The sequence below is a fragment of the Anaeromyxobacter diazotrophicus genome (genome assembly GCF_013340205.1).
GTDB lineage: Bacteria > Myxococcota > Myxococcia > Myxococcales > Anaeromyxobacteraceae > Anaeromyxobacter_A > Anaeromyxobacter_A diazotrophicus.
In genome coordinates, this window is record NZ_BJTG01000010.1 from 69,583 (window position 1) to 95,892 (window position 26,310).

A 26,310-nucleotide genomic window follows, 5' to 3' on the forward strand; every position below is an offset into this window, starting at 1 on the left:
GTCTCGACGCTCATGTGAGCTCGGGGTTCGGGTTGCGGATGCGGACCAGGTAGGCGGTGCGCGGGCGGGTGCCGAGCTCGTGCAGGACGTCGTAGCGGCGCTCGTCCTGGTGCAGCCGGGACACCTGGGACTTCGGGTCGTTGAGGTTGCCGAAGACGATGGCGCGGCTCGGGCAGGCCTGGGCGCAGGCGCTCGTGAAGTCCGTCTCGCGGATGAGCCGCCCCTCCACCCGCGCGTCGATGCGGGCGCGCTCGATGCGCTGCACGCAGTAGGTGCACTTCTCCATCACGCCGCGCGTCCGGACCGTGACGTCCGGGTTCATCGCCATCTTCTCGGTGGGCGAGAGGTCGCCGCGGTAGTCGAGGTAGTTGAAGCGGCGGACCTTGTACGGGCAGTTGTTGGAGCAGTACCGGGTGCCGACGCAGCGGTTGTAGACCATCTCGTTCAGGCCCTCGTCCGAGTGGACGGTGGCGTTCACGGGGCAGACGTACTCGCAGGGCGCGGCCTCGCAGTGCTGGCAGAGCATCGGCTGCGCCACCACCTGCGGATCCTGGGGCGGTCCCTCGAAGTAGCGGTCGACGCGCAGCCAGTGCATCTCGCGGCTCCGCATCACCTGCTCCTTGCCCACCACCGGGATGTTGTTCTCGGCCTGGCAGGCGGTGGAGCAGGCCCCGCACCCGATGCACTTCGTCAGGTCGATGGCCATGCCCCACTTGTACTGCTGGTGCTGGTAGTCGACCGGCTCCTGGATGGTCTCGACCGGACCCCGCAGCCCGGCCACGTGCTCCGGCTTCCACTCCTTGCGGTCGAAGGCGAGCGCGATCTCGCGCCCCTCCATCGAGAAGTGCTCCTGCGTCACCGCGAAGTCGTGCTTCTTGCGCCCGAGCTTCGCGACCGCCAGCCCGCCCGCGAACCAGGGCGCGCCCGCGGCGCGCAGCCGCCCGGCGTCGAAGCCGACGTCGGTGCCCACCGGCCCGGCCCGGCGCCGGCCGTACCCGAGCGGCAGCGTCACGACGTCGTCCGCGTGGCCCGGCACCACCCAGGCCGCCGCCTCGACCGTCCGCCCGGACAGACGCAGCTCGACCCGGGTGCCGTTCTCGAGCCCGAGCTTCTCGGCGGTGGCGGGGGAGACCTGGGCCGCGTTGTCCCAGGTGATCTTGAGCAGCGGATCGGGGAGCTCCTGCAGCCAGGCGTTCTCGGCGAAGCGCCCGTCGAGCAGCTTGTAGTCGGGGATGAAGCTCGCCTCGATCCCCGCCGCGGCCGGCGGGACCGCCTCCACCGCCGCGGCCACCGCGGCCGCGTCCGGCGCGGCGCGCTCGGCCGGGGTGGCGGTGCCCTCCAGCACCCCCTTCGCGAGCCAGCGCTCCCACCGCGCCTCGAAGTCGGCGCCGGGCGCCCGCTTCTGCCAGGTCTCCCGCAGCACCTGGTAGGCGCCGGCGTCGCCGAGGTCGACGAACGAGGCGAGCAGCTCGAGCTCGGAGAGGCTCTCGAAGAGCGGCTGGATGAGGGGCTGCACGATGGAGACGGTCCCGTCGTGGGCCCGGGCGTCGCCCCAGGTCTCGAACGGATGGCTGCGCGCCAGCACCCAGCTCGCGCGCGGCGCGGTCTCGTCGTCGCGGTAGGCGAGGTAGACGGAGTCCTTCGCCTTCCCGAGCAGCGCCGCCAGGTCGACGTCGGCCGGCGCCGCGTACACCGGGTTCTGGGCGGTGACGACCAGCGTGTCGACCTGGCCGGCGGCGAGCTCGGCCGCGAGCTCGCGCAGCGCGCCGGGGCCGGCCGCCACGTCGTGGAGCGCGGGCGCGTACTCGACGGTCTTGCCGGCGTTGCCGAGCGCCGCGTTGAGGGCGTGGGCGAGGGCGTGCACCGCCGCCGGCTGGCGCGGCCCTGCCGTCACCAGGCACCGGCCGCGGGCGCGGGCGAGATCGTCCGCCACCGCCTGGGCCTGCTTGCCGAGGCGGGTCTCGCCGCCCCCGAGCGCGGCGAGCTCGGAGAGCCCGTGCGCCGAGGCGAGGCGCGCCGCCACCGCGCGGGCGAAGCCGAGCACCTCCGAGGGCTTCATCCGGAAGCGGTGGTCGGCCGAGGTGCCGGTGACCGAGTGGTGCGCCTCGGCCACGTAGAGCCGGTTCATCTCCGCGCCCGGCTCGCGGTGGGCGGCGAACTCGCGGGCGAGCCGCAGCGCCTCAGGGCCGTGGTGCAGGAAGTCGTCGTCGAGCGCGAGGATGACGCGCGCCTCGAGGAGCTTGCGGCGGACCTCGAGCGGCCGCCCGAAGGCGAGCCGCGCCCCCTCGTAGGCCTGGTCGGCGCCCGCGCTCTCGAAGGCGGTGAAGCGCGCCCTGGGGAAGCGCGCCAGGATGCGCCGGCGCAGCTCGACCAGCACCGGCGCGCCGAGGTCCCCGGTGAGGAAGCGCAGCCTGGCGCCGCCGTCCGCCTCGTGGGTCGCGGCGAGCGCCGCCAGGTCGCGCAGCAGCGAGCGGTACGAGACCGGCGCCTGCCCCTTCTTGAAGCCCTTGGCGCGGCGCGGGTCGTAGAGGTCGAGCAGGGTCGCGAGCTCGAAGCTCCCCACGCCGCCCAGGCTGGAGGGGTGGTCGGGGTTCCCCTCCACCTTCACCGGCCGGCCGTCGACGCAGGTGACGAGGAGCCCGGTGGCGTGGCCGCCCCAGGCGAGCGCGGTGGCGTAGTGCACGGCGGTGCCGGGCAGGAGCGCCTTCTCCGGCGGCCGCACGTAGGGGAGGATCTTGTGCCGCGGCGGGCGGCAGGCGTCGAGCGAGGCCAGCGCGGCCGACGCGCCCAGGAGCTGGAGGAAAGTGCGCCGCGAGACGCCCTCCGGCGGCTCGGCCGCGCCCTCCGGGAACTCGGGCGAGGGGAGCGCGCGGTTCGCGAGCTCGTCGAGGCTGCGCCAGCGGGCGCGCCCGTCGGCGCCGGGACGGCCGGTGGCGCTCTCCTGGCCGTAGATGGGGAGCTTCGAGCCTAGCGATGGCATGTCGTGCAGCTCGTCCGGGAGTGAACGTCGAGGCGCTTCATGAGCTCCTGCGCGAGCGCTGCGGGGTCACCCTCCGGCCGCCAGCCCATGGTCGTGATCTGGTCGAGCGGACGGAGGTTCGGGGCGGGGTTGCGGTGGCACGCGAGGCACCACCCCATGGTGAGCGGCGCGACCTGCTGGATGGCCGGCATCTGATCGACGCGGCCGTGGCAGGTCTCGCACCCCACCCCCTTGTTCACGTGGATGGCGTGGTTGAAGTAGACGAAGTCGGGCAGGCGGTGCACCCGCTCCCAGGCGATGGGCTGCCCGGTGAAGTAGCTGACGCGCACCGGCTCGAGCCGGGGGCTCTTGTTCCAGACCTGCGAGTGGCAGTTCATGCAGAGCGCGGTCGAGGGGAGGCCGGCGCTGGGGGCGCGCTCGACGCTGGTGTGGCAGTAGCGGCAGTCGATGCCGTCGTCGACCACGTGGTGGCGGTGGTCGAACTGGACCGGCTGCACGATCTCCTCCGCCTGCCCGGTGCCGGCCGGCACCCGCGCCCACACCATGAGCCCGCCGAGGGTGCCCAGCGCGCCACCCACGAGGAGGAGGAGGACCAGCCTGAATGCAGTGTTGGAGCGGGGACGAAAGAGAGAGCTCATTGACCGTGGGTGTGGCCCACTCACTCCGGCGGCTCCGTCGCGCGCCGCCCTGGGCTCGGGTGGCGTGTAACTGTCGTTTCACCGGGCACGGCGCAGTTCCCTCTTGGGTCGAGCGCTTGCTTTCCAGGCACCCGGCTTTCCCCTCGGTGAACCGGCGCGGCCACGGCCGCCGCGCCGCCGGGCGCCAGCGCCCGGGGGACGGCGCGGGCGGCGGGCGTTAGACTCCCCCGCCGTGCCCGTCTACCGCCTGCCGCGCGAGCCCGTCTTCCCCGAGCCGGAGGAGGCCGAGCCCGACGGGCTCCTGGCCGTCGGGGGCGACCTCTCGCCCGAGCGGCTGCTCGAGGCGTACGCGGCCGGGATCTTCCCCTGGTACTCCGAGGACAGCCCCATCCTCTGGTGGTCGCCCGACCCGCGGCTCGTCCTCGACCCCGCCGCGCTGCACGTCCCGCGCTCGCTGGCGCGGACGCTCCGCCGCGGCCGGTTCGAGGTGCGCGCGGACACCGCCTTCGGCGAGGTCATCCGCCGCTGCGCCGGCAAGGCGCGCCCGGGACAGGACGGGACCTGGATCACCGGGGCGATGGTGGCGGCCTACGAGCGCCTGCACCAGCTCGGGTTCGCTCACGCCTTCGAGGCGTGGGAGGACGGCGCGCTCGCCGGCGGCCTCTACGGCGTCTCGCTCGGCGCCGCCTTCTTCGGGGAGTCGATGTTCGCCGACCGCCCCGACGCCTCCAAGGCGGCCTTCGTCGAGGGGGTCCGCTGGCTCGCCGCCCGGGGGGTGGAGCTCGTCGACTGCCAGGTCCGGACCGAGCACCTCGCCCGGTTCGGCGCGGTCGAGGTGCCGCGCCCGGCCTTCCTGGCGCGCCTGGCCGCCGCGCTCCGGCGGCCCACGCTCCGGGGCCGCTGGGACCTCGGGCACCGCGCGGGTCCTCCGGCCGGGTGAGCGCTTCTGCGGCGCGGACGCACGCCCGGCGAGGAGGCGGCCTCGCCCCGCGGGCGGGGCGTCGCCATTTTGCTTACAATGATGGCCCCATGGCCGAGCCCCCCCGCTCCCCGGGCGACACGGCTGTCGCGATCCCGAAGACCCGGACCGCGAAGAAGCTCGCAAAGCCGCCGCTCTTCAAGGTTCTGTTGCACAACGACGATTACACGACCATGGAGTTCGTGGTCGAGGTGCTGAGGACGGTCTTCCACCACGACGCCGAGCGCGCGACGCGGATCATGCTGGCGATCCACCACCGCGGGGTCGGCGTGGCGGGGACCTACCCGATGGAGATCGCCGAGACGAAGGCCGAGAAGGTCATGTCGCTGGCGCGGGCGGCGCAGTTCCCGCTGCTGTGCACGGTGGAGCCGGAGTAGGAGTCGATGGTGACGGTCACGAAGGAACTGCAGCTCACGCTCCAGGCGGCGGTCGCCGACGCGAAGAAGCGCCGGCACGAGTACGTCACGCTGGAGCACCTGCTCCACGCGATGACGAAGGACAAGGTCGCGACGGAGATCCTCCTCGCCTGCGGCGCCGATCTCGAGCTGCTCCAGCGCGAGCTGGAGGACTACCTCGACCGCACCCTCGAGGCGCTGCCCAACCGCGCCCAGGACCCGGAGCAGACGGCCGCCTTCCAGCGCGTGCTGCAGCGCGCCGCCTGGCACGTCCAGGGCTCGGGCCGCAACGAGCTCAACGCCGGCGACGTGCTCGTCGCCATCACCCGCGAGCGGGGCTCGCACGCCGTCTACCTCCTCGAGCGGCAGGGCGTGCGCCGGCTCGACATCCTGTCCTACATCTCGCACGGCATCGCCAAGGACGGCGGCGGCCCGGGCGAGGACGAGTCGGAGGGGGGCGAGGGCGGCGACGAGGCGCCGCGCACCGTCCGCGACCCGTTCCGCACCTTCACCGTGAACCTCAACGAGCGGGCGGCCAAGGGCCTCATCGACCCGCTCATCGGCCGCCGCTCCGAGATCGCGCGCACCATCCAGGTGCTCTGCCGCCGGCGCAAGAACAACCCGGTCTTCGTGGGCGAGCCGGGCGTGGGCAAGACCGCCATCGTGGAGGGGCTCGCGCTCGCCATCCACGAGAAGCGCGTCCCGGCCGTCCTGCAGGACGCCAAGATCTTCTCGCTCGACATGGGCGCGCTGCTCGCCGGCACCAAGTTCCGCGGCGAGTTCGAGCAGCGGCTCAAGGGCGTCATCGCGGGCGTGAAGAAGACGCCCGGCGCCATCCTCTTCATCGACGAGATCCACACCATCGTCGGCGCCGGCGCAACCACCGGCAGCTCGATGGACGCCTCGAACCTGCTCAAGCCGGGGCTCGCCTCGGGCGAGCTGCGCTGCATCGGCTCCACCACCTTCCACGACTACAAGCAGACCTTCGACCGCGACCACGCGCTGGCGCGCCGGTTCCAGAAGATCGAGGTGGTGCAGCCGACGGTGGAGGAGACGATCAAGATCCTGAAGGGCCTGAAGAAGGTCTACGAGGACCACCACGGCGTCGCCTTCACCCCCAAGGCGCTGCGCGCCGCGGCCGAGCTCTCGGCGAAGCACATCAACGACCGCCAGCTCCCGGACAAGGCCATCGACGTGCTCGACGAGGCCGGCGCGGCGGACCGCCTCCGGCCCGAGGGCAAGCGGCACGTCAAGATCACCGCCCGCGACGTGGAGCGGGTGGTCGCCCGGATCGCCAAGATCCCCGAGCGCACCGTCTCGGCGGACGACGAGCTGGCGCTGGCGCAGCTCGAGCCCGAGCTGAAGCGCGTCATCTTCGGGCAGGACGCGGCCATCGGCTCGATCGCGAGCGCCATCAAGCTCTCGCGCTCGGGCCTCGGCAGCCCCGAGAAGCCCATCGGCTGCTTCCTCTTCTCCGGCCCCACCGGCGTCGGCAAGACCGAGCTCGCGAAGCAGCTCGCCCGCATCCTGGGGGTCGAGTTCCTGCGCTTCGACATGACCGAGTACCAGGAGAAGCACACCGTCTCCCGGCTCATCGGCGCGCCGCCCGGCTACGTGGGCTTCGACCAGGGCGGGCTCCTCACCGACGCCATCCGCAAGACGCCCTACGCCGTGCTGCTCCTCGACGAGATCGAGAAGGCGCACCCGGACATCTACAACATCCTGCTCCAGGTGATGGACCACGCCACGCTGACCGACAACAACGGCCGCAAGGCGGACTTCCGGCACATCGTCCTCATCATGACCACCAACGCCGGGGCCCACGAGCTGTCGGCGCGGCGGCTCGGCTTCGGGGCCGAGGGGCAGAACCTCGGGAACGCCCGCAGCGCCATCGAGAAGACCTTCAGCCCCGAGTTCCGCAACCGGCTCGACGCCTGGGTGGCCTTCGACGCCCTGCCGGCCGAGGTCATCCGCCGGGTGGTGGACAAGCTCGTGAAGGAGCTGGCCGAGCAGCTCGCCGAGAAGAAGATCGCGGTCGAGCTGACCGAGGCCGGCCGCGCCTGGCTGGGCGAGCACGGCTTCGACAAGACCATGGGCGCCCGGCCCATGGCCCGCCTCATCCAGAACGAGGTGAAGAAGCCGCTGGCCGAGAAGATCCTGTTCGGCGAGCTCCGGCACGGCGGCACGGTGCGGGTCGGGGTGAAGGACGGCGCGCTCCACCTCGAGATCGACCCGGCGGCCGCGCCGGTCCCGCCCGCCCCCGCGCTCGCGTAGCGGCGGCGGGCGCTAGCCGAGCTGCGCGACGAGCTCGAACGCCTCCGCCCTCGCCGCGCCGAGGGCGGCGTCGTCCATCTTGAGCGCCTTGCGGGCCTCGTGGAAGACGCCGTGCCAGTTGACGTCGAGGCCCTCCAGCGGCGGCTCGGGGGTGGCGGTGGAGAGCGGGTCCGCGTCGTCCGGCGGCGGGAGCATGCCCGCGCCCGCCTCCCAGCACAGCTGCTCTGCCAGCACGAGCGCGGCGTTCGCCTGCTCGGCGCGCCCGTTCACCACCACGTCGTGGTGGTGCGCCACGAGCTGCTGCAGGGGCGGCGGCAGCTTCCACTGGCGGGCGAGCAGGCCCGAGGCGTCGACGTGGACCGCGTCCAGGACCGGGCTGAGGGTGCGCATGGAGAGGCGCCGCCACGCCGGACGCTCCACGATCGCGAGCAGGGCGGCGGCGAACCCCACGTCGTGGAGCAGCCCGCACAGGAAGGCATACTCCGCGTTGACGAGGGTGCGCCGGCACACCGCGCGCGAGACGTGCGCCACCGCCGTCGAGTGGCGGTAGAGGCGCGCCATGATCTCGTCGTAGCCGGGGACGCGGAAGACCTCGAGGTGGAGCGCCGCCTCCAGCACCAGGTCGCGCAGGGTCTTGAGGCCGAGGCGGATGGCGGCCTGGTGCAGGGTCATCACCGGCGAGCGGGTGGCGTAGAAGGCGGACTGGGCGATGGAGAGCACCCGGGCCGCGAGCACCGGGTCGCGCTGCAGCACGCTCACCACCTCGTCGAACTGGACGTTGGAGCGCGAGGCGAGCTGCATGACCTCGAGCGCCACCGCCGGCAGCGTCGGGGCGCGGAAGCTCGGCGAGGCGAGCGCCTTTTGTACCGCCGCGGTGAGCTCGAGCGGATCCACCTCGGCGGTGGGCGCGGTGGCGACGATGAGTTCGCTCGGCAAGGGCATTCCTCCGCCGGGGGCGTTAGCGACCTCCGTGCCAGGGCCGGCGCGCCTAACCTCGCGTAGACCAGGCAGTTCGGGCCGGGTCCTGGGCGTCCTGGGTCGCCCGCCGCCCGGTCGCGCCTCCGGGGGAGGCGCTTCCGGGTTATGACGCGGCGGTGGATCCGCTCCCCATCGACCCCCTCCTGCCCGAGGTCGTCTCGGCGCTGCGCGCCGGGCCGGCGCTGGTGGTGGAGGCGCCGCCGGGCGCGGGCAAGACCACCCGCCTCCCGCCGGCGCTGCTCACCGCCGGGCTCGCCGGCGACGGCGAGGTGGTGGTGCTCGAGCCGCGGCGGCTCGCCGCACGCATGGCGGCGCGGCGGGTGGCGGCCGAGCTCGGCGAGCGGCCCGGCGAGACGGTGGGGTGGCAGGTCCGCTTCGAGGACGTCTCCGGCCCCCGCACCCGCCTCCGCTACGTGACCGAGGCGCTGCTCACGCGCCGCCTGCTGGCCACGCCCGAGCTGCCGGGGGTGGGGGCGGTGGTGCTCGACGAGTTCCACGAGCGGCACCTCGACGGCGACCTGGCGCTGGCGCTCCTGGCGCGGCTCGCCGCCCGGCGCCCGGACCTGAAGCTGGTCGTCATGTCGGCCACCCTCGACGCCGGCCCGGTGGCGCGCTTCCTCGGCGCGCCTTCGCTCCGCTCGGAGGGGCGCGCCTTCCCGGTCGAGCTGGAGCACCTCTCGCCCGAGGAGGCCGCGCGCGACCAGCGGCTCGAGGAACGGGTGGCCTCGGCGGTGCGGCGGGCCTTGCGCGACGAGCCCGACGGGCACGTGCTGGTCTTCCTGCCCGGCGCCGCCGAGATCCGGCGCGCGCGCGAGGCGCTCTCCGGCCTCACGCTGGCGGAGGTCCTGCCGCTCCACGGCGACCTGCCGCCCGAGGAGCAGGACCGCGCCGTGGGCCCGTCCGCCCGGCGCAAGGTCATCCTCTCCACCAACGTGGCGGAGACCTCGGTCACGATCGAGGGCGTGGCTGCGGTGGTGGACTCCGGGCTCGCCCGCGTGGCGGCGCACTCGCCGTGGTCGGGGCTCCCCACCCTCGAGCTGCGCAAGGTGAGCCGCGCTTCGGCGGCGCAGCGGGCAGGGCGCGCGGGGCGGACGCGGGCGGGCCGGTGCCTGCGCCTCTACACGCGCCACGACCACGACGCGCGGCCCGAGTTCGACCTGCCGGAGATCCGGCGCGAGGACCTGGCCGGGACCGCGCTCGCGCTCGCCCAGCTCGGCGTCGCGGCGGGCGAGGGCTTCTGGCTCGACGCTCCGCCACCGGCGGCGTGGGAGGCGGCGCACGCGCTCCTGCGCGACCTCGGCGCGCTCGACGCCGCGGGCCGGATCACCGCCCTCGGCCGGCGGCTCGCGCGCTTCCCGCTCCACCCGCGGCTGGCGCGGCTGGTGGTCGCCGCGGAGGAGGCGGGCGATGGACCCGGAGGCGCGCTGCTGGCGGCGCTGCTCGGCGAGCGCGACATCCGCGCCTTCGAGGCGGGGCGGCTCGCGGGTCCGGGCGCGCCCGCGCCGCGGCGGGACGTGCCCACCGGCCCCTCCGACCTGCTGGAGCTGGCCTCGCTCTTCGAGGAGGCGGCGCGCGCGCGCTTCGCGGAGGGGGCGCTGCGGCGGCTCCGCCTCGCGCCGGGCGCAGTGCAGGCGGTGGAGCGGGCGCGGCGGCAGCTGGAGCGGCTGGTGCAGCGGCGGTCGACCTCGACCGCGAATTCGACCGCGACTGCGACGGCGACGGCGGCCGAGGAGGCCCTCCTGCGCGCGACCCTGGCCGGCTTCCCCGACCGCGTGGCGCGGCGGCGCGCGCCGGGGTCGGACGAGGTGGTGCTGGCGGGCGGCGGCAGCGCGCGGCTCGCGCCGGAGAGCGCGGTGCGCGAGGCGCCGCTCCTCGTGGCCGTCGACGCGGAGGAGCGCCGGGTGCGGGTCGCGGGGCGGCCCGGCGCGGGCGGGGCGGTGGTGCGGCTCGCGAGCGCCGTCACCCAGGAGATGCTGCTCGACCTCTTCCCCGACGCGCTCCGCTACGAGGAGGAGGTGCGCTGGGACGCAACCGCAGAGCGCGCCGACGGCTTCGAGCGCCTCGTCTACCGCGACCTCGTGCTGGAGGAGGCGCGCGCCGCGCGCGTCGACCCCGACCGCGCCGCGGCGGCGCTGCTCGAGGCGGCGCGCGCGCGCGGGGCGCGCTCCTTCGCGGGCGAGGGCGCGCTCGATCGGCTGCTCGCCCGGCTCGCCTTCGCCGCCCGCCACGCTCCCGACGCGGGGCTGCCCGCGCCCGGGGAGGACGGGGTCGAGGCGGCGCTGCGCGCGGCGTGCGTGGGGCGGCGCAGCTTCGCCGAGCTGCGCGAGGTGGGGCTGGAGGGCGCGCTCCTCGGCGCGCTGGCGCCCCCGGCGCGGGCGCTGCTCGAGCGGCTGGCGCCCGAGCGGGTGACCCTGCCCGGCGGGCGGAGCGTGAAGGTCGAGTACGAGGCGGGCGACAAGCCGCCCTGGATCGCGAGCCGGCTGCAGGACTTCTTCGGCCTGGCGGACGGGCCCCGGCTCGCCCAGGGGCGGGTGCCGCTCGTGCTCCACCTGCTCGCGCCGAACGGGCGGGCGCAGCAGGTGACGACCGACCTGGCCGGCTTCTGGTCGCGCCACTACCCTGCGCTCCGCCGCGAGCTCATGCGCCGCTACCCGCGCCACGCCTGGCCCGAGGACCCGCTGCGCGCCGAGCCCCCGCAGCCGCGCAGGCGGTGAGCGAGGCCCCGCTCCCCGCGTGCTTACCTTCGCCCCATGGGCCGCGTGCTCGTCGGGACGAGCGGGTTCGTCTACCAGCACTGGCGCGGCGTCCTCTACCCGCGGGACCTCCCGCCGCGGCGCTGGCTCGCGCGCTACGCCGCCGAGTTCCCCACGGTGGAGCTCAACGCCACCTTCTACCGGCTGCCGCGGCCCGAGGCGGTCGCGCGCTGGCGCGCCGAGACGCCGGACGACTTCGTCTTCGCGGCCAAGGGCAGCCGCTACCTCACGCACATGAAGCGCCTCCTCGACCCGAGGCCCGGCGTCGCGAGGTACTTCGAGCCCGTGTCGCGGCTCGGCCCGAAGCTGGCGGTGGTCCTGTGGCAGCTCCCCCCGCGCTGGAGCGCGGACGCGGCGCGCCTCGACGCCTTCCTCGCCGCCCTCCCCCGCGGCCTCCGCCACGCGGTCGAGTTCCGCGACGCGCGCTGGTACGACGAGGCGATCTGCGAGGTCCTCGACCGCCACGGCGCCGCGTTCTGCGAGCACGACCTCGTGCCGCGGCCCCCGCCCCGCCTCACCGGCGGCTTCCGCTACCTCCGGTTCCACGGCACCACCGGCCGGTACCGGGGGCGCTACGGCGCCGAGGCGCTCGCCCCGGTGGCCCGCGACCTCGCCCGCTCTGCGGCGCGCGGCGACGCCTTCGTCTACTTCAACAACGACCTCGGCGGCCACGCGATCCAGGACGCGCGCGACCTCCTGGCGATGCTGCCGCGGGAGGTCCGGGAGCCGCGGGCGCAACGCGCGGCACCGCTCGACTCCAGGGCGCCGCCGAGGTGAGCCGGCGTCAGAGCTCGAACAGCAGCCGCTCCGGGTCCTCGATGCACTCCTTCACCCGCACCAGGAAGGAGACCGCCTCGCGGCCGTCGACGAGCCGGTGGTCGTAGCTGAGGGCGACGTACATCATGGGCCGCACGACCACCGCGTCGCCCGGCCCGACCACCGCGCGCTTCTCGATCTTGTGCAGGCCGAGGATGCCCGACTGCGGCGGGTTGAGGATGGGGGTCGAGAGCAAGGAGCCGTAGACGCCGCCGTTCGAGATGGTGAACGTGCCGCCCTCCAGGTCCTGCATGGTGATGCGGTTCTCCCTCGCCTTCTTGCCGAGCTCGCCGATGGCCTGCTCGATCTGGGCGAAGGAGAGCTGGTCGGCGTCGCGCAGCACCGGGACGACGAGCCCCTTGCCCCCGCCGACCGCCACGCCGATGTCGTAGTGGTCCTTGTAGACGATGTCCTGCCCGCGGACCTCGCCGTTCACGCCGGGCCAGGCGCGCAGCGCCTCGACCGACGCCTTCACGAAGAACGACATGAAGCCGAGCTTCACGCCGTGGGCCTCCAGGAACGCGGCGCCGTGCTTCTCGCGCAGGGCGAGGACCCGCGACATGTCGACCTCGTTGAAGGTCGTCAGGATGGCGGCGCCCTGCTGCGCCTCGAGGAGCCGCCGCGCCACCGTGCGCCGGAGCGGGGTCATGGGCACCACCCGCTCGCGCGCGGCGCTCGCGCCGTCGCGACCGGCCCCGGGCGCGGGCGCGGGGCGCGCCTCCAGCGCGCGATCCAGGTCGGCGCGGCGCACGACCGCGCCGCCCGCCACGTCCGCCGCGGCGAGCCCGCGCTCGGCCATGAGCCGGCGCACCGACGGCGGGGCGCGGACGCGCCCGTGTGCGCCGTCGCCGCCGCGTCCCGAGGTCGCCGCTGCCGCCGCGGCGGTCGCCGTCGAGGTCGCGGTCGAATTCGCGGCCGGGGCCGCGGTCGAGGCCGAGGCCGGTGTCGCGGGCGCGGGCACCGCCCGGACCGCGGGCTGCGGGGCGCCCGGCCTCGGCGGCGCCGCGATCGCGGCCGCCCCCTCCTCCAGCTCGCCGATGACCTCGCCCACCGCCACGTTCGCGCCGCTCGCCTTCACGATCCGCCGCAGCACGCCGGCGGCGGGCGCGGGGAGCGCCACGGTGGCCTTCTCGCTCTCTACCTCCACCACCGGCTCGTCCACCTGGACCGCGTCGCCTTCCTTCTTCAGCCAGGTCCCCACCGTCGCCTGGGTGATGGACTCGCCCAGCGCGGGGACGCGCAGCTCGATCGACATCGGTTCATCCACCTTTCGTCAACGGGAAGCCTGCGCGGCGACCGGCTCGACCGGCGCGCCGACGGCCTGCTGCACCAGCGCCGCCTGCTCCAGCTTGTGGCGGGTGGCGGAGCCGGCCGCCGGGCTGGCCGAGGGCGGCCTGGAGAGGCACGACAGCTCCGCCGCCCCGCGCAGGAGCGGCGACAGGTGCAGGTTCACGAACTCCCACGCCCCCATGTTGCGCGGCTCCTCCTGCACCCAGACCACCTCGCGCAGCCCGCCGTAGCGCCCGAGCTGCGCGAGCAGGTCGGACGTGTTGAGCGGGTAGAGCTGCTCCAGCCGCACGATCGCCACCTGGCGCGCCTCGGCCGCCGCCCGCGCCGCCCGGAGCTCGTACGCGATCTTGCCCGAGCAGAGCACGACCCGCGTCACCTCGGACGGGTCGCCCAGCTCGTCGGCGATGAAGTAGCGCAGCCCCCCCTGCGTGAAGTCGGCGAGCGACGAGACGGCCTCGGGGTGGCGCAGCAGGCTCTTCGGCGACATCACCACGAGCGGCTTGCGCCAGTCGGCGAGCACCTGCCGCCGCAGCGCGTGGAAGATCTGGGCGGGGGTGGTGAGGTTCATCACCTGCCAGTTGTCGTCCACCGACAGCTCGAGGAAGCGCTCCAGCCGCGCCGAGGAGTGCTCCGGCCCCTGCCCCTCCATCCCGTGCGGCAGGAGCAGCACCAGCCCCGAGAGCCGGTTCCACTTCGCCTCGGACGACGAGAGGAACTGGTCGATGATGACCTGGGCCGCGTTCACGAAGTCGCCGAACTGCGCCTCCCAGATGGTGAGGCCGTCGGGCATCTCGAGGCTGTAGCCGTACTCGAACCCGAGCACGCCCGCCTCGCTGAGCGGGCTGTCGCGCAGCTCCACCACCCCCTGGCCCTCGCGCAGGTTCGACAGCGGCGCGTAGGGCCGCCCGGTCTGCTGATCGAACAGCACCGCGTGGCGGTGGCTGAACGTCCCGCGCCGCACGTCCTGGCCGGAGAGACGCACCCGCGCCCCCTCCCAGGCGAGCGTCCCGTAGGCGAGCGCCTCGCCCATGCCCCAGTCCACGGGGCGCCGGCCGTCGACCATCTCCGCGCGCGCCTCCAGCAGCTTCGCGACCTTGGGGTGCACGTGGAAGCCCTGCGGGGTGGAGGTGAGGCCGCGCCCGACCGCGGACAGCACGTCCGGCGCCACCGCGGTCGCGATGCGGGCCGAGGTGCCCGCGATCGGGCCGCCGCGGTAGCGCGCCCGCACCCCCTCCATGACCGGCGGCCCGGGCGAGACGGCGATGGCCGACGAGGCCTGGTAGGCCTCGTCCAGCTTGCGCCGCGCCTCCGCGGAGAGCGCGTCGACGTCCTCCGGGGAGACGACCTTCTTCTCCACCAGCTGCGCGGCGTAGGCCTGGCGCAGCGAGGGCTTCCGCTGGATGGCCTGGTACATGACGGGCTGGGTGAAGGCCGGCTCGTCGCCCTCGTTGTGGCCGTACTTGCGGTAGCACCAGAAGTCGATGACGGCGTCCGAGCGGAAGCGCTGGCGGAAGTCGACCGCCAGCAGCACCGCCTGCGCCACCGCCTCGAGATCCTCCCCGTTCACGTGGAAGACCGGGATCTGCAGCATGCGCGCGACGTCGGTGGCGTAGAAGGTGGAGCGCCCGTCGCGGGGCGAGGTGGTGAAGCCTACCTGGTTGTTCACCACGATGTGGATCGTCCCCCCGACGGTGTAGCCGTCGAGGAGCGACATGTTGAGGCTCTCCGCCACGATGCCCTGGCCGGCGAAGGCGGCGTCGCCGTGGATCACGATGGGCAGGACCCCGGAGCGCGCGAGGTCGCGGTACCGGTCCTGCCGCGCGCGCACCTTCCCCTGCACCACCGTGTCGATCCACTCCAGGTGCGAGGGGTTGAAGGCGAGCGAGAGGGTCACCGGGGCGCCCTCGGGCGTGGCGTGCTCGCCCTGGTAGCCGAGGTGGTACTTCACGTCACCGCCGCCCGCCGAGATGATGGCGCGGTCGCGGAACTCCGCGAAGATCTGCCGGACGGGCTTGCCCACCACGTTGGCGAGCACGTTGAGCCGCCCGCGGTGCGCCATCCCGATGGCGATGTCCTTCACCCCGTGCCCGACCGCCCGGTCGATGACGAGCTCGAGCATGGGCACGAGCCCCTCGCCCCCCTCCAGGCTGAAGCGCTTGGCGCCCAGGAAGCGCGTCCCGAGGAACTGCTCGAACAGCTCCGCCTCGGTGAGCTTCCGGAGCATGAAGCGCTCGACGTCGGGGGTGAGGGTGATGTGGTTGCGGGTCCGCTCCATCCGCTCCTCGAGCCAGGAGCGCAGGTCCATGTCGTGCAGGTGCGCCAGCTCCACCCCCAGCGTGCGGCAGTAGGTCTCCTGCAGGCGCGCCACCAGCTCGCGCAGGGTCCGGGCGCCGGCGGAGCGGCCCACGTCGGCCACCGGCAGGTCGAGGTCCGCCTCGGACAGGCCGAAGGTGGCGAGGCCGATCGCGGCCTCGGTCCCGCGCCGCTCCAGCCCGAGCGGGTCGAGCCGCGCGTGCAGGTGCCCGTGCTCGCGGTAGGCCTGCACCAGCCGGTCGACCTTGAACTGGAACGCCTCGCCGCGCGCGCGGCCGGGGTCCTCCGCCGCGGCGAGGGCGGCGCCGGAGGGCGCCCGCGCGGCGCCGTTCGCGGGGCGCGGGAAGGAGGCGGGCGCTGCGCGCCCCGCCGGCGCGGGGAGCTCCCTGAAGTAGGCCCGCCAGGTGGGGTCGACCGACTCGGGATCTTGGAGGTAGTCGAAGTAGAGCTTCTCGACGAAGGCCAGGTTCGAAAAGCTCGGGCTGGCCGTGATCGGCTCCGGCTCGGGCGTCATGGCCACCTATCTAATGGCGCGCCGCGCCGGGCGCGTGACACTCTGAGGCTCGATGGCCATCGGGACCCACCCTGAGCTGGTGTACCGCGCCGGCGGCGCCGAGCGGCGCGCCGCGTGGTGGTCGGAGGGTACGCCGCCGCCGGGCCGCCTGGCCGCGGCGGACGACCGCACCACCGCCGGCGCCGCGCTGCGGCTCGCCGCCGGCGGCACCGGGCTCGTCTACGGCGGCGACTGGCACAACGGGCGGCAGCTGCTCGCCGCCATGGGCCGGCGGCTGCGCGCGCCGCCTCCCGCGGGTCCCGGGGCCGCCGCGCTCTACCGCGCCGAGCGCGAGCGGCGCCGGCTGGAGCACGAGGTCCTCTCCCGGCTCTGCGTCCCGCTCGGGCCGGGCTGGAGCTCGCCGCTCCGGCGCGCGCCGCCGCTGGAGGCGCCGCTCGCGGCGGCCTTCGGCGCCCCGCCGGACGCGCCCGCGCTCATGCCGCTCCGGGAGCTGCTCGGCGCCGTCGGCGCCTACGAGTGGCTCCGGCGCGGCGTGCCGGTCCCGGCGCTGGGCGGGGCCGTTCACCCTGCGTACGGGGTGTTCGCGCCGGTGCGGGGCGAGTACGTCGAGCTGGTGGCGCGCGCCCTCTCGCGGCGCGGGCCGCTCCGCGGCGCGACCGCCTTCGACGTCGGCACCGGCACCGGCGTCCTCGCGGGGCTGCTCGCGCGCGCCGGGGCGCGCGTGGTCGCCACCGACCTCGACCCACGGGCGGTCGCCTGCGCGCGCGACAACGCGCGGCGGCTCGGGGTGGCGGCCGCGGTGGAGGTGATCGAGGCGGACCTCTACCCGGCGGGCCGCGCCGAGCTCGTGGTGGCGAACCCGCCCTGGCTGCCGGGGGCGCCGCAGGGCGCGCTCGACCGCGCCATCTACGATCCGGGGGGCGAGGTGCTGGCGCGGCTGCTCGCCGGGCTGCCGGAGCACCTCGCGCCGGGCGGGGAAGGCTGGCTCGTGCTCTCCGACCTGGCCGAGCGGCTCGGGCTCCGCGCGGAGGGGGAGCTCGCGGGGCACTTCGAGCGGGCGGGCCTGAAGGTCGCCTTCACGCTCGAGGCGCGGCCCACCCACCCCCGGGCGCGCGGGGGCGAGGACGCGCTGGCGCGCGCCCGCGCCGAGGAGCGGACGGTGCTCTACGGGCTCAGGGCGTGAGCGACCGGCCCCATGAGCGCGCAGCTCGGGGCCGCGGCCCGCAGCGAGCGCAGCACCTCGGCCGCCGGGCGCCGCGGCGTGGGCGCGAGCGCCCGGCCGAACCCGAGCCGGAAGAGGAGCTGCGGGTGCCCGCGCTCTCCGAGCGCCTGCCGCAGGCCGGCCCGCAGCCGCGGCACCTCCACCGCCTGGCTGAAGTAGGAGGCGGAGAGCCCGCAGGCGGCCGCCCGCAGGAGCACGCGCTGGAGCGCCCGCCCCGCGGCGACCCAGTCCTGGCCGTGGTCGCGGGCGGTGGAGAGGACGAGGAGCGCGCGGGTGTGGAGCGCGTAGTGGCGGTCGCGCCGCGTCTCCCCGCTCACGTCCGGCCGCAGGCGCAGGAGCAGCTGGCGCAGCACCGCGGCGGGCTCCGAGAGGCCCTCCGCGTAGCCGGGCATCCCGTCGCCGGTGGGCGCGCGGCCCTGGCGCGACCAGGCCGCCACCTCCGCCCGGAAGCGCGGGTTCGACCACTCGATCCGGTCGCCCTCCGCCACCAGCTCCGCCACCGCCGGCCGCGCGGGCGGCTCGACCACGCGCAGCCAGGCCCCGCAGGCCCCGGCGTCGCGGGCCAGCAGGGCGAGGAGCCCCGGCGGCGGCTCGCGCGCGTCGAAGGCGAGGCGGTTGGTCCGGCGCTCCGGCAACGCCCGGAAGAGCGCCTCGTCGAGCGGCCCCGCCGAGCACCGCTCCTCGAGCGTGAGCCGGGCGACGAGCGCGTCCTTGCGCACGGCCGGCAGGAGCTCGACGGAGGTGGCGCGGCCGAAGTGGAGCGCCGCCACCTCGACGTTGTGGAGCGCGGCGCCGCAGGCCATGGCGAGCTCGCGCCCGTCGGGGTCGGCGGCGGGCAGCGCGCGCCGGGCGTCGGCGTACACGCGCAGCTCCGGCCCCTCGATCTCGAACAGCCAGGGCTGGGTGTTGTGGCGGGAGGGGGCGAGGACGGCGTAGCGGACGAGGTGGGCGAGCAGCTCCGGCGCGCGCTCGGGCGCGGGGGCCACGCCCCCGGGAACGGCCGCTGTCCGCTGCTCGATCACCGTCTCTCCCCGCCGCGTGAAGTCGAGGCTACGCCGCTGGTGAGGGCCGGATCAAAGCCCCGCTCGGAGCCCGGACAGCGGCGCGCACCGGTCGGGCGGGCGCGTGCCCCCGGGCTCGGGGTACAACCGTGGGGTGCTGGCCGAGATCGCCATCCTCGTCGTGCTGATCCTCGCGAACGGGTTCTTCGCGGGGGCGGAGATGGCGGTGGTGGCCGTGCGCCGGGCGCGGCTGGCGACGCTCGTCGAGGAGCGGCGGCGCGGCGCGCGCGCGGTGGCGGCCCTGCGGCGGGCCCCCGAGCAGTTCCTGGCCACCGTCCAGATCGGGGTGACGGTGGTGGGCGCGACCGCCGCCGCGTTCGGCGGCGCCACCCTCGCGGCGCGGCTCACGCCGCTGCTGGCCGGGATCCCCGGGCTCGGCGCCTACGCGCACGACCTGGCCCTCGGCGCCGTCGTCGCGCTCGTCTCGTTCCTCTCCCTCGTGCTCGGCGAGCTCGTGCCCAAGTCGCTCGCGCTCCGCTCGCCGGAGCCGGTCGCGCTGGCCGTGGCGCGCCCGCTCCAGGCGCTCTCGGCGCTGGCGCGTCCGCTCGTCTGGCTGCTCACCCGGAGCTCGAACCTGGTGCTCGCCCCGTTCGGCGACCGCACGACGTTCACGGAGGCGCGCGTCTCGGTCGAGGAGATCTCGCAGATGGTGGAGGAGGCGACGCGCAGCGGCACGCTCGACGCCAAGTCGGGCGAGATCGCGTCCCGGGCGCTCGAGTTCGGCGAGCTGACGGCGGGGGACGTCATGGTCCCGCGCAACCGGATGGCCGCCATCCGCCGCGACGCCTCGGAGGAGGAGCTGCGGCGCGTGCTGCTGGAGGAGGGCCACGGGCGGCTGCCGGTCTACCAGCGCACGCTCGACGACGTGGTCGGCTACCTCGTCGCGCGGGAGGCGCTCGCGCTCGTCTGGGAGAAGGGCCTCGTCGTCATGGAGGACCTCCTGCGGCCCGCGCACTTCGTGCCGGAGAGCGCGCGGGCGGTGGACGTGCTGCGCGAGATGCAGGCGCGCCGGCTCCAGCTCAGCATCGTGGTGGACGAGCACGGCGGCGTGGCGGGGCTCGTGACGCTGGAGGACCTGGTGGAGGAGCTCGTCGGCGACATCCTGGCCGAGACCGAGGTGGTCTCGCCGTGGGCGACCCGCGAGCCGGACGGCCGGGCGCTCCTGCGGGGGGACGCGCCGCTGCGCGAGGTGAACCGGGAGCTCGACCTCGCGCTGCCGGAGGGTGACGGGTACTCCACGGTCGCGGGGCTCTGCATCGCCCTCGCGGGCGGCATCCCGGCCGCCGGCGCGCGCTTCGCGCTGCCCGACGGCGCGGCGCTGGAGGTGGTGGAGGCGACCGCGCGCCAGGTCAGGCGCGTGCGCGTCACGCCGCCCCCGCGGCAGCGGGCGCGGGAGGACTAGAGGCTCCGCGGCCCGTCCTGCGGGATGGGGAAGGCGGGCAGCGGGAAGGCGTGCGGGTTCGCCGGCGGCTCCGCGTGGAACGCGGGCCCGCCCTCCGGCGCGCAGCCGAAGGCGCTCCGCATCCGGCCCACCAGCTCGGACAGGTGCGAGGGCTCGGCCTCGGCGCCGGCGCCGAACGACCGCGCCACCTCGGGATCCTGCAGCATGCCGGGCGTCGTCATGTGCTCGCAGACGTACGAGGGCGTGAGGCACTGCTGGCGCATGGCGCGGTGCCACTCCACCCAGTTCGTCGGCTCGCAGCGGTCCGGCTGGAGGTGCCGGAGGAGCGGCCACGCCAGCACCGGCGCGGCGGCGAGCAGGGCGGCGAGGAGCCCGATGCTCGCCACGAGCCGCCGCCGCGTCCTCCGCTCCGGCCCGCCCGAGGCGGTGGCGGCCGGCAGGTCGCTGCGGCAGTGCTTGCACCGGATCGCGGCGTCCTGGATCTCCTCCGCGCAGTAGGGGCAGAGCTTCATGCGGAGCCTCCTCGTTCATCGACTTCACGGCTCCGCTTTCATGTAAGCCTCGCCGCGCCGCCGTGCTCGCCGCCTCGGTGGGCGGGCGGGAGAGCACCCGCGCGGGCTTCCGGCGGCGCCGGCGGCGCCGGCCGTCACGCCCGGAAGCGGCGCCGCGCGCCGGCGCGAACCAGGCGCACCAGCTCGCGCTCGCTCACCCCTGCGGAGGGCGCGCAGGCGAGCCGGAGGCGAGCGCCCTCGGGCACGCGCGCCCCGGCCGCGAGCGGCGCGCGGCCGGCGAGCACGTGGAGCGCGCCGCGCGGCAGCGCGATGCCGTGGGGCGCGAGGCACAGCTCGGTCGCGCGCCGGACGAGCGCGCGCGCGGTGAGGCGCGCCCGCTCGGCGGGGAGCATCTGGAACGCCAGGGTCGCGCCGTCGAGGCGGACCTCCTGCTCGGCGACGAGCCCGCAGGCCACCGCCGCCGGCCCGAGCGCGGCCACGCCCTCCGGCGGCCCGTAGACGAAGAAGCTCCGCAGGATCGCCGCGCAGCGAGGGCAGGCGAGCCCGTGGACGTCCTCGATGCCGCGGACGCGGAGCAGGTGGACGGCGTAGACGCTCTCGCCGCAGGCGCGGCACGCCTCGCGCGGCCCGAGCGCCACCAGCACGCGCGCCGCGAGCGCCCTCACCCCCTCGTCGGCGAGCGCCGCGCGGACGCCCGCGGCGAGGTCGGGCGCGGCGAGCTGGAGCCCGGCGGCGATCCCCTCGCCGCGCTCGCGCAGGCCCACCTCCACGGCGCGCGGCGGCTCGGCGAGGGCGGTGGCCAGGTCGGGGGCGCCGGTCCACCCGGCGCAGAGCGCCTCCCACCGGGCCGCGAGCTCCGCCGCCTCCTCCAGCGGCGCCGGGGGCCGACCCGCCTCTTCGGCCAGCCAGGCGAGGAGCGTGAGCGCCGCCTGCCACGGCGCCGGCCCGCGCGCCTCCTCGGCGAGCCGCTCCGCGAGCGCGCGCGCGCCCGAGGTGAGCGCGCGCCCCGCCCCGGCCGCTTCCCGGACGAGCGGGCTGGCGGCCGCCCGGCCGCCCGTCTTGGCCAGCTCCTTCTCCAGCAGCCGGGCGGCCAGCGCCAGCGCGTCGAGCCGCGGGAGGGCCGCCGCCCGCAGCGCAGCGGCCTGCTCGCGCGCGAGCTGGGCCGCCTCGGCCAGCGCGTCGCCGCCCGCTTCCCGCCGCCGCGCCGCGTCGGCGCGGAGCCGCGCCTCGGTCGAGCGCTCGAGCTGCGCGCGGGCGCCCGCGAGCCGCGCCAGCGCCGCCTCCATCGCGCCGGTGCGCCGCGCCAGGTGCGCGAGCCGCGCCCGGTCGTCGAGCTCGGCGAGCGGCCCCGGCTCACCGGCGCCGAGCCGCTCGGCGAGCAGCTCCAGCGCCACCCGGTCCCGGCGCCGCCAGGCCTCGTTCGCCTTCGCCATGAGGTCCGAGCGGCGCTGCCGCTCGGCGGGGCCGCCGCGGGCCAGGTCGGGGTGGAGGAGCCGCGCCAGGCGCCGGTAGAGGGTCTTGAGGTCCTCGGGCGCGGCGTCGGGCCCCGGCGGCGCGCGCGGCGCGGCCCGGCGCTCCTCGTCCCGCGCCCCGGCGCGAGCGCGTGCCCGCCGGGCCGCCTGCGGGCGCGGCGGCGCGGTCCGGCGATCCGCCGCCGGCTCGCCGTCGCGCGCGAGCCCGGTCAGGCGCGCGAGCTCGTCCAGGAGCCGCTGCAGCCTCCGCCCGAGGCGCTGCGCGCGCTCGAGCTCGGCGAAGGCGGCCTCGGTCGCCTCGCGCCAGCTCGCCTCGAAGGCGGAGAGCTCCCGGGCCAGGAGCTCGACGGCGGCCTCGGCCGCGACCACCTCCGCGACCACCCCGGCCAGCCGCTGCTCGGCCGCGAGGACGAGCGGCGACGGGGGGTCGCACGGGCGGAGGACGATCGCGCAGGAGGGCGCCACCCCTCCCTTCTACTGCCGGACCGTGCGGAGCTTCCAGAGGCCGTACGCCCACAGCGCGAAGCAGAAGTACTGCGCCGGGGTGAGCCCGAGGTAGCGCGCGTCGGCGTAGGGCACGTCGGTGGCGCGGAGGAAGTCGAAGAGGAAGCGGCTCGTGCCGTACATCAGCGCGAGCAGCGCCAGGAGGCGCCCGCGCAGGAGCCCGCGCCGGTCGAGCGCGAAGAGGATGGCCGCGAAGGCGAAGAGCGCCAGGGCGTCGTAGAGCCCCAGGTCGTGCCGGGTGCCGCTGAAGCCGAGGGTGTAGGCCGCTTCGGGAGGGAAGCGCACCGCGAGCGGGAAGCTGGTGAGGACGCCGGGGTGGTCGTGGATGACGAAGCAGCCGACGCGCGCGATGCCCCACCCCGGCGCGATCCCCAGCGCCAGCGCGTCGGCGTAGGTGTCGAAGCGGATGGGGCGCCGGCCGAAGAAGACCATCGCCGCCAGCACGCCGCCGAGCAGCCCTCCGAACGAGGAGAGCCCCTCCCAGAAGTAGAGGACGCGGCGCCAGTCGTGGAGCTCCTCCGGGTGGTAGAGGACGAGGTGCACCACGTGCCCCATGATCACGCCGGCCGCCACGCCCCACACCGCGAAGTCGGAGAGCGGCTGCGGGTCGAGCTTGCGGCGGGCGGCCTCGCTCACCGCGATGCGGGCGGCGGCGTAGACGCCCAGCGCGGCGAAGAGGCCGAACGCCTGGAGCGTGAACGGGCCGAGGTGGACGGTGGGGAGCTCGAAGTAGGGGATCACGGCGCCGCGGAGTATCGGGCCGCCCGCCCCCGCCAGCAAGGGAAAGCGCGCGGCGGGCCCGGCCTCAGGCGCCCTGGGCCGCGCCGCCCCACGAGAGCGCGAAGCTCTCGCCGTCGATCCCGGTCACCCGGTCGAAGACGGCGCCCCCGAGCGCGGAGAGCGCGAAGCGGGCGCGCGCGAGGCGGGCGCGGGTGAAGTCGGCGCCGGGCAGCCAGGAGAGGAAGAAGCTCGCGCCCTCGACCTTGGCCGAGGTGAGGTCCGCGCCGGCGAGCGAGCAGAGGAGGAGCTTCGCGCCGGCGAGGCTGGCGCGGGAGAGGTCGGCCCCGGCCAGCGACACCGCCGCCAGCCGCCCCTCCGCCAGATCGGCGCGCGCGAGCTGCGCCTCGGTGAAGGCGCAGGCGGCGAGGCGCACCTCGCGGAGCTGCGCCCCCTCGAGCTCCGCGCCGCGCAGGTCGCACAGCGCCAGCCGCGCCCCGCCGAGCTTGGCGCCGGCGAGCCGCGCGCCGCGCAGGTCGCAGGCGAGGAGCCTCGCGCCGGTGAGGTCGGCGCCGGTGAGGTCCGCGCCGCGGAGGGCCCGGCCGCGCAGCGCGAGGCCGGTGAGGTCGGCGCCGGCCAGATCCGCGCCGTCGAGCGCGTGCTCGGCCTGCGCCAGGGCGCGCCCGCCGGCGCCGGGGCGGCTCCGGGCGAGGGCGGTGGTGCTGGCGGGGGGGCGGGTCGCCGGACGGCGACGGCGGGGAGCGCGGGGCTTGGCCATGGCCTCGGCTTAGCGCGCCGCGGCGCGTCGCGCGGGCGGTCCGGCGCCGCCGCCCCGGGCGGGGCTCCCGGCGCAGGCCCCCGGCGGAGCCCCGGCCGCTGCTATGCTCCCCCGGCCACCATGGCCGCGCTCGACCCGATCGCCTTCCTGCGGGCGACCCGCCCCTTCGGCGATCTGCCGGCGCCGCTCTTCGAGCGCGCCGCCGGCTCGCTCGAGATCGCCTACTTCCCGGCGGGGGCGCGCCTCGCGGCGAGCGGCACCGTCCCGCTCGCCCACCTCTACGTCATCCGCAAGGGCGCGGTCCGCATCGAGCGCGACGGGCAGATGTTGCAGCTGCTCGAGGAGGGGGAGATCTTCGGCTACACCTCCCTCATCACCGGCAAGGCGACGCTCGACGTACAGGTGGAGGAGGACCTGCTGGCGTACCGCCTCCCCGGCGCCGTGTTCCACGAGCTCCTGACCGACGCGCGCTTCGCGAGCCACTTCGCGAGCGGGCTGGCCGAGCGGCTCAAGCACAGCCTGGAGCGGGCGCAGGTGGTGACCGCCTCGGCCGACCTGGGCGCGGCGGTCGAGACGCTGGTGCGCCGGCCGCCGGTGCGGGTGGGCGCCGGCGCCACGGTGGGCGAGGCGGCGCGCGTCATGCGCGAGCACCACGTCACCTCGGTCCTGGTGGAGACGGCGCCGCCGGGGATCGTCACCGACCGCGACTTCCGCAACAAGGTGCTGGCCGAGGGGCTCGGGCCCGACACGCCGGTGACGCGGGTCTACTCGGCGCCGCTCCGCACCGTCCCCGAGAAGACCGCCGTCTACGAGGCGTGGCAGATCCTGCTCGACACCGGGGTGCACCACCTGCCCATCGCGCGCGGCGGCGAGATCCTGGGCGTGCTCACCTCGAGCGACCTCCTCCGCTCGGCGGCGCAGGGACCGCCGGCGGTGCTGCGCTCGGTGGAGCGGCTCGGCTCGCGCGAGGCGCTCCCCGGCTACGGCGGGCGCGTGAGCGAGATGGCCTCGTCGCTCCTCGCCGGCGGCCTCGACGCGACCGTCATCGCGGGGTTCGTGGCGCGGCTCAACGACGCGCTGCTCACCCGCATCCTGCGCTGGGCCGAGGCGGAGCTCGGCCCGCCGCCCGCGCCGTACGCCTGGATCGCGTTCGGCTCCGAGGGGCGGATGGAGCAGACGCTCCTCACCGACCAGGACAACGCGCTCGTCCACGGCGGCGACGCGAGCTGCGAGCCGTACTTCGCCGCGCTGGCGGAGCGCGCCAACACCGACCTCGAGGCGGCCGGCTTCCCGCGCTGCCCCGGCGGCTACATGGCGCGGGAGCACCACGCGCCCCTGCCGGAGTGGGAGGCGCGCTTCCGGGGCTGGATCGACGACCCGAAGCCGCAGGCGCTCCTGCAGGCCGCGATCTTCTTCGACTTCCGCAAGGTGCACGGCGCGCTCGATCTCGGGCCGCTCGAGGCGGTGCTGGCGCGGGCGAGCAAGGCGCGTGTCTTCCTGGCCTGCATGGCCAAGGCGGCGCTCGAGTTCCGGCCCCCGCCCTCCCTGCTCATGCGCCTGCGCGGCGAGGAGGTGGACCTCAAGCTGCACGGCATCTCGCCCATCGTCTTCCTGGCGCGGCCGTACGCGCTCGAGGTGGGCTCGACGGCGCGCAACACGCTGGCGCGTCTCGACGCGGTGGTGGCGGCCGGGCTCATCGGCGAGGACGTGCGCGCGACGCTGCGCGAGGCCTACCGGTTCCTCCTGGGGCTCCGGCTGCGCGAGCAGGCGCGGATGCTGGCCGAGGGGAAGCCGCCGGTGAACCGCGTCTCCCTCTCGGCGCTGTCGTCGATCGAGCGCAGCCGACTCAAGGACTCGCTGCGGGCGATCCGCGACTGGCAGGACACCGCCGCCTACCACTTCAAGACGGATTTGTTCTGATGAGCCGCGCGCGGGGAGCGTGGAGCGGGGTCGCTCGCTGACGCATGCTCTGGCCCTCTCCACCCTGGGACGAGGTCGTCTACTGGGCGCTCGACCTCGAGACCGGCGGGCTCGACCCGCGGCGCGACCCCATCGTGGCGGTGGGGATGGTGCCGCTGCGCGAGGGCACGGTGCGGCTCGGGGAGAGCTACCAGAGCCTGGTGCGGGCGGACGGCGCGCGCGCCATCTCCGCGGCCTCGGTGACGGCCCACCAGCTCGTGCCGGGCGAGGTGCGCGAGGCGCCGCCGCTCGAGGAGGTGCTGGGCGAGATCGACCGGCGGCTCGGCGACGGGGTGCTGCTCGTCCACCAGGCGGCCATCGACGTGCGCTTCCTGCGCCGCGCGCACCGCGAGACGGGCCTCCGCTGGCCCTCGCCGGCGGTGGTGGACACGGTGGATCTCATCGTGAAGGCCGCCCGGAAGGCCCGCTTCATCGACCCCGCCGCGCAGGAGCACGAGCCCGACCTCAACCTGTGGGCGGCCCGGGCGCGCTACGGCCTGCCCGCCTACGGCGCCCACGACGCCCTCACCGACGCCATCGCCACCGCCGAGCTCTTCCTCGTGCTGCGCAGGGAGCTCGGCGCGCGGACGCTGCGCGACCTGCGCTGAGGGCCGCGCGGCCGCCGCTACGCCGGGACCGCGATCTGGAGGAGGAACCCCGCCTCGAGCGCGAAGGTCAGGATGATGATCGCGAGCGCCTTCGTCATGGTGTGCCTCCCATTCCGTTCAGGCAGTCCTACGCACGACCCCCACG

The 26,310-nt window shown here is 75.9% G+C and carries 19 protein-coding genes; 9 read left to right on the forward strand and 10 right to left on the reverse strand.

Translation table 11 applies throughout. From position 1 onward, the window contains the following. Positions 1–10: 10 nt before the first annotated feature. Positions 11–2,980: a TAT-variant-translocated molybdopterin oxidoreductase gene (locus HWY08_RS19040; RefSeq protein WP_176068188.1), complete on the reverse strand. Its 2,970-nt coding sequence runs from the start codon at positions 2,978–2,980 to the stop codon at positions 11–13. After that, a complete protein-coding gene (locus tag HWY08_RS19045) occupies positions 2,968–3,618 on the reverse strand; it encodes a cytochrome c3 family protein (RefSeq protein ID WP_176068190.1) in 651 nt (216 codons plus the stop codon). The genes HWY08_RS19040 and HWY08_RS19045 overlap by 13 nt, the downstream gene beginning before the upstream one ends. Positions 3,619–3,850: 232 nt before the next feature. Here HWY08_RS19045 and aat point away from each other — a divergent pair, with 232 nt between their 5' ends. The 3 genes from aat to clpA all read left to right on the forward strand — a co-directional run bounded on the left by aat (position 3,851) and on the right by clpA (position 7,266). Then, on the forward strand, positions 3,851–4,558 hold the full coding sequence (aat, locus tag HWY08_RS19050; protein WP_176068192.1) for a leucyl/phenylalanyl-tRNA--protein transferase: 708 nt from the start codon (positions 3,851–3,853) through the stop codon (positions 4,556–4,558). Between the two features lie 89 nt (positions 4,559–4,647). Further along, the gene (clpS, locus tag HWY08_RS19055; protein ID WP_176068194.1) at positions 4,648–4,974 is read left to right on the forward strand and encodes an ATP-dependent Clp protease adapter ClpS; all 327 of its coding nucleotides are present in this window, start codon (positions 4,648–4,650) and stop codon (positions 4,972–4,974) included. A gap of 6 nt (positions 4,975–4,980) precedes the next feature. Beyond that, positions 4,981–7,266 carry an ATP-dependent Clp protease ATP-binding subunit ClpA gene (clpA, locus tag HWY08_RS19060; RefSeq protein ID WP_176068196.1) on the forward strand — a complete coding sequence of 762 codons (2,286 nt, stop codon included), beginning with the start codon at positions 4,981–4,983 and terminating at the stop codon, positions 7,264–7,266. A gap of 12 nt (positions 7,267–7,278) precedes the next feature. On the opposite strand, the gene HWY08_RS19065 is transcribed toward clpA, so the two are convergent. Beyond that, positions 7,279–8,202, reverse strand: a complete 924-nt coding sequence (locus tag HWY08_RS19065; RefSeq protein ID WP_176068198.1) for an HDOD domain-containing protein — start codon at positions 8,200–8,202, stop codon at positions 7,279–7,281. A gap of 158 nt (positions 8,203–8,360) precedes the next feature. On the opposite strand from HWY08_RS19065, the gene HWY08_RS19070 reads away from it, so the two are divergent. Continuing rightward, positions 8,361–10,958 carry an ATP-dependent RNA helicase gene (locus HWY08_RS19070; RefSeq protein ID WP_176068200.1) on the forward strand — a complete coding sequence of 866 codons (2,598 nt, stop codon included), beginning with the start codon at positions 8,361–8,363 and terminating at the stop codon, positions 10,956–10,958. A 36-nt stretch (positions 10,959–10,994) separates the two neighbouring features. After that, positions 10,995–11,774 carry a DUF72 domain-containing protein gene (locus tag HWY08_RS19075; protein WP_176068201.1) on the forward strand — a complete coding sequence of 260 codons (780 nt, stop codon included), beginning with the start codon at positions 10,995–10,997 and terminating at the stop codon, positions 11,772–11,774. Positions 11,775–11,781: 7 nt separating this feature from the next. Here HWY08_RS19075 and odhB read toward each other — a convergent pair whose 3' ends face one another. Both odhB and HWY08_RS19085 read right to left on the reverse strand, forming a co-directional pair. Further along, entirely contained in the window at positions 11,782–13,068 is a 1,287-nt protein-coding gene (gene odhB / locus HWY08_RS19080; RefSeq protein WP_176068203.1) for a 2-oxoglutarate dehydrogenase complex dihydrolipoyllysine-residue succinyltransferase, read from the reverse strand. A gap of 18 nt (positions 13,069–13,086) precedes the next feature. Further along, positions 13,087–15,930 carry a 2-oxoglutarate dehydrogenase E1 component gene (locus HWY08_RS19085; protein WP_176068205.1) on the reverse strand — a complete coding sequence of 948 codons (2,844 nt, stop codon included), beginning with the start codon at positions 15,928–15,930 and terminating at the stop codon, positions 13,087–13,089. 52 nt (positions 15,931–15,982) lie between these two features. On the opposite strand from HWY08_RS19085, the gene HWY08_RS19090 reads away from it, so the two are divergent. Beyond that, positions 15,983–17,113: a methyltransferase gene (locus HWY08_RS19090; RefSeq protein ID WP_176068207.1), complete on the forward strand. Its 1,131-nt coding sequence runs from the start codon at positions 15,983–15,985 to the stop codon at positions 17,111–17,113. Here the strand turns inward: HWY08_RS19090 and HWY08_RS19095 are convergent. After that, positions 17,095–18,138, reverse strand: a complete 1,044-nt coding sequence (locus HWY08_RS19095) for an Acg family FMN-binding oxidoreductase (protein WP_176068209.1) — start codon at positions 18,136–18,138, stop codon at positions 17,095–17,097. The genes HWY08_RS19090 and HWY08_RS19095 overlap by 19 nt on opposite strands. Before the next feature lie 169 nt (positions 18,139–18,307). Here HWY08_RS19095 and HWY08_RS19100 point away from each other — a divergent pair, with 169 nt between their 5' ends. Then, a complete protein-coding gene (locus HWY08_RS19100; protein WP_255499720.1) occupies positions 18,308–19,615 on the forward strand; it encodes a hemolysin family protein in 1,308 nt (435 codons plus the stop codon). Here the strand turns inward: HWY08_RS19100 and HWY08_RS19105 are convergent. From HWY08_RS19105 to HWY08_RS19120, 4 genes are all read right to left on the reverse strand, one after another. Further along, positions 19,612–20,127: a hypothetical protein gene (locus HWY08_RS19105; RefSeq protein ID WP_176068211.1), complete on the reverse strand. Its 516-nt coding sequence runs from the start codon at positions 20,125–20,127 to the stop codon at positions 19,612–19,614. The genes HWY08_RS19100 and HWY08_RS19105 overlap by 4 nt on opposite strands. Before the next feature lie 134 nt (positions 20,128–20,261). Beyond that, positions 20,262–22,064, reverse strand: a complete 1,803-nt coding sequence (locus HWY08_RS19110) for a J domain-containing protein (protein WP_176068213.1) — start codon at positions 22,062–22,064, stop codon at positions 20,262–20,264. Positions 22,065–22,073: 9 nt separating this feature from the next. After that, positions 22,074–22,844: a prolipoprotein diacylglyceryl transferase gene (locus tag HWY08_RS19115; protein WP_176068215.1), complete on the reverse strand. Its 771-nt coding sequence runs from the start codon at positions 22,842–22,844 to the stop codon at positions 22,074–22,076. A gap of 64 nt (positions 22,845–22,908) precedes the next feature. Continuing rightward, a complete protein-coding gene (locus tag HWY08_RS19120) occupies positions 22,909–23,598 on the reverse strand; it encodes a pentapeptide repeat-containing protein (RefSeq protein ID WP_176068217.1) in 690 nt (229 codons plus the stop codon). Positions 23,599–23,718: 120 nt separating this feature from the next. Here HWY08_RS19120 and HWY08_RS19125 point away from each other — a divergent pair, with 120 nt between their 5' ends. Together HWY08_RS19125 and HWY08_RS19130 are read left to right on the forward strand one after the other, a co-directional pair. Continuing rightward, entirely contained in the window at positions 23,719–25,518 is a 1,800-nt protein-coding gene (locus HWY08_RS19125; protein WP_176068219.1) for a DUF294 nucleotidyltransferase-like domain-containing protein, read from the forward strand. Positions 25,519–25,562: 44 nt separating this feature from the next. Further along, the gene (locus tag HWY08_RS19130) at positions 25,563–26,165 is read left to right on the forward strand and encodes a 3'-5' exonuclease (RefSeq protein WP_176068221.1); all 603 of its coding nucleotides are present in this window, start codon (positions 25,563–25,565) and stop codon (positions 26,163–26,165) included. The last annotated feature ends 145 nt before the right edge of the window (positions 26,166–26,310 follow it).